Consider the following 2,690-nt stretch of genomic DNA (forward strand, 5'->3'; position numbering starts at 1 on the left):
GGCAAAAAAGCTCCAAAGGAAGAGAAAACTGGAGTACCCTTTTTCAGGGGCTTTTTATAGTTGCCGATTTCAACAAGCACTTCAGCGGCGAGACCGTTATTCTGCCAGACACTGCTCAAAATACGTTTGGCGATGTTATAGGTCACTGGATGCAGTCAAATAATATGGCAAGAGATGAGCTTGTCAAAATGGATGACCCGGAGTTTGAAAAAGAGTTTGTCGTATACTCTACCAATCAAGTAGAAGCAAGATATATCCTCTCAAATTCGCTTATGAAAAAGCTCCTTGCTTTTAAAGAAAAATCAGACCATAAAATTCATATCTCATTTGTCGGCACACATATCTACATGGCTATCAGTTATAACAAAGATCTTTTTGAGCCGTCTATCTTTCATTCACTTTTAGACTATAAAATAGCCATGGAGTATATAAAAACTCTGCATCTGGCGATAGGTCTCGTTGAAGAACTAAAACTAAACCAAAAACTATGGAGCAAGAGATGAGCGAGAAAGATTTATTACTACAAAGCATCAAGGATTTTTTAACGCCCAAAATGCTCAAATACGCCCTTTTGCCCTTTATCATAAGCATCATTGTTATGTATATACTTTTCTTTGTCGTTGCCGGCGTCGGCGTAGAACAACTCGGCACTATGCATGTCGAGAGTTCCCAAACAACTATACAAAACGGCATTCCTCACACAGAGACCATGGAAGCAGAGCTTGAAGGTTCGGCAATTATGAAATTTTTGATGAGTTACACCATAACTTCATGGCTGGCAACTTTCTTCATCTACATAATCGGCGGTTTTTTAACAATATATCTCTCTATCTTCGTGGCAATAATTATCATCGGTTTTTTAACGCCGTTTGTATTAAAAGAGCTTCATTTAAGACACTACAGAGATATTGAGATGGTAGGCTACTCAAACCCTATACACGCAATTTTTTTAGCCATAAAGTACGCAGCAATTATGATTTTGCTCTTCTTTTTACTTATACCTTTTTATTTTGTACCGCTTGTAAACATTGTGGCAATCAACGTACCGCTTTACTACTTTTTTCATAAGATGCTGACTTTTGATGTCTCTTCAAGTATCTGCACAAAGGAAGAGGTAAAACAGATAGAGTTTTTCAACAAAAACAACATTAGAGTAAAAACTCTTCTCCTCTACCTTGTTTCACTTGTTCCTTTTGCTATATTTTTTGGGGCAATCTTTTTTGTTATCTACCTAGGACACACCTACTTTTTAGAGGTAAAAAAGATAAGAAACATCTAACTATCTGATGCTCCTTCAAAAAAGGCAACCATAGGAACATTTAAAATCTTGGATATTTTATAAAGATGTCCTATATTAAAACGTTTCTTGTTTCTAAAGAGCTCTGCAGCGGAGACCAAACTTACAGACTTATTGCCCATTTCTAAGGATAAATCAAGCTGGGTGACCCCTTTGTTTTCTCTATATTTTCTTACTGCGAGCCCTATTTTTCTGTGGATATCTTCTATCTCTTCTTTTGAAAATTCAAATTTCATGTAAATCCACTCTGCCATTTTTTTGGCTTATTCTAGTTTTAAAGCGACTTTTATTCAACCTGCTATAGTAGGTTGAAAAAATCTTCTTATAAAGTAAAAATATACCAACTATTTTTATAAAATCAATTCTTTAGTTTAATCATAAATTTAAATTATTGATTAAGCCTGAAATGACATAAACTAAATCATTATACTCCAATAAAAGAGGTAAATGTGTCAGATATACATAAACTCAAAAAAATAAATTTAATTGCGCTAATATTAATTTTTTTGATTTTTTTATTTGGTATTATTACGCTTATAAATATGGGGTACAAAAGTAAATATTGTGCGGAACTAATCAATATCGCCGGTAAACAACGCGTGCTTTCGCAAAAAATAATTTTTGAACTTAACAATCATTTTTTACTAAATGACAATGATGCATTAGAAAGATTAAAGACAGAAGTATCTGAGTACTCTTCAAACGAAAAAAAACTTTTAAATCTAATCAAAACAGATGCGCCTAATATCAGCATAGAGAGTTTAAAAAACAGACCTATAAAAGATTTTATAGAGACAGCGCATTTATATATTGAAGTTCCAGATGAGAAATTGCATGCAAAACTTATAAACAACAGAGATGAGATATTTACCGTACTTAATGATTTTGTTGATCGTTGTGAGCAAAGCTACAATCAAATATACTCAGAGACGTTTACAAAACTCTCAATCATCGGTATTTTGAACATCATACTCATTATTTTTTACTATCAAACTATATTTAAAAGATCTCTACGCTATCTTGATAAGTATCTAAAAGTAATACGTATTGAAAAAAACAATATGAAGAATATTCTTGATGCTATAGATTCCATTATATTTGAAAAGAGCAGAGACGGAACATATATATTTGCAAACAGCGCCTTTTATAAAATATTTAACGCGGAGATAGTAGGGAAAAAAGATGCAGATTTATTTCCAAAAGATGTAGTAGAGAGTTTAAATATTGATGATTTAACGGTCATAAATGAGAAAAAGCCAACTACTACTGAAGTAGAAATAGACTTAGAAGATGAGAGAAAAATCTTTTTTGTAAAAAAATTTCCTCTAAAAGATGAAAATGAAGAGGTAAAAATTTGCGGTATAGCAGTTGACATAACTTTGGAAAAAGAGTT

Annotated in this window: 4 protein-coding genes; 3 read left to right on the forward strand and 1 reads right to left on the reverse strand. The window is 32.6% G+C overall.

What is annotated here, in order from left to right; translation table 11 throughout:
- Both RQ763_RS11245 and RQ763_RS11250 read left to right on the forward strand, forming a co-directional pair.
- A partial coding sequence (locus RQ763_RS11245) for a DUF3137 domain-containing protein (protein WP_314153069.1) occupies positions 1-503 on the forward strand: 503 nt, incomplete at its 5' end.
- Complete coding sequence (locus RQ763_RS11250) at positions 500-1,279, forward strand: EI24 domain-containing protein (RefSeq protein WP_314153070.1); 780 nt, start codon at positions 500-502, stop codon at positions 1,277-1,279. The genes RQ763_RS11245 and RQ763_RS11250, both read left to right, overlap by 4 nt.
- Here the strand turns inward: RQ763_RS11250 and RQ763_RS11255 are convergent.
- The gene (locus RQ763_RS11255) at positions 1,276-1,551 is read right to left on the reverse strand and encodes a helix-turn-helix transcriptional regulator (RefSeq protein ID WP_314153071.1); all 276 of its coding nucleotides are present in this window, start codon (positions 1,549-1,551) and stop codon (positions 1,276-1,278) included. The two genes, RQ763_RS11250 and RQ763_RS11255, sit on opposite strands and share 4 nt — an antisense overlap.
- A 288-nt stretch (positions 1,552-1,839) precedes the next feature.
- Here RQ763_RS11255 and RQ763_RS11260 point away from each other — a divergent pair.
- The coding region (locus tag RQ763_RS11260) for a PAS domain-containing protein (RefSeq protein ID WP_314153072.1) at positions 1,840-2,690 on the forward strand (851 nt) is incomplete at its 3' end.

It is taken from the genome of Sulfurimonas sp. (assembly GCF_032250635.1).
Taxonomy (GTDB): Bacteria; Campylobacterota; Campylobacteria; order Campylobacterales; family Sulfurimonadaceae; genus Sulfurimonas.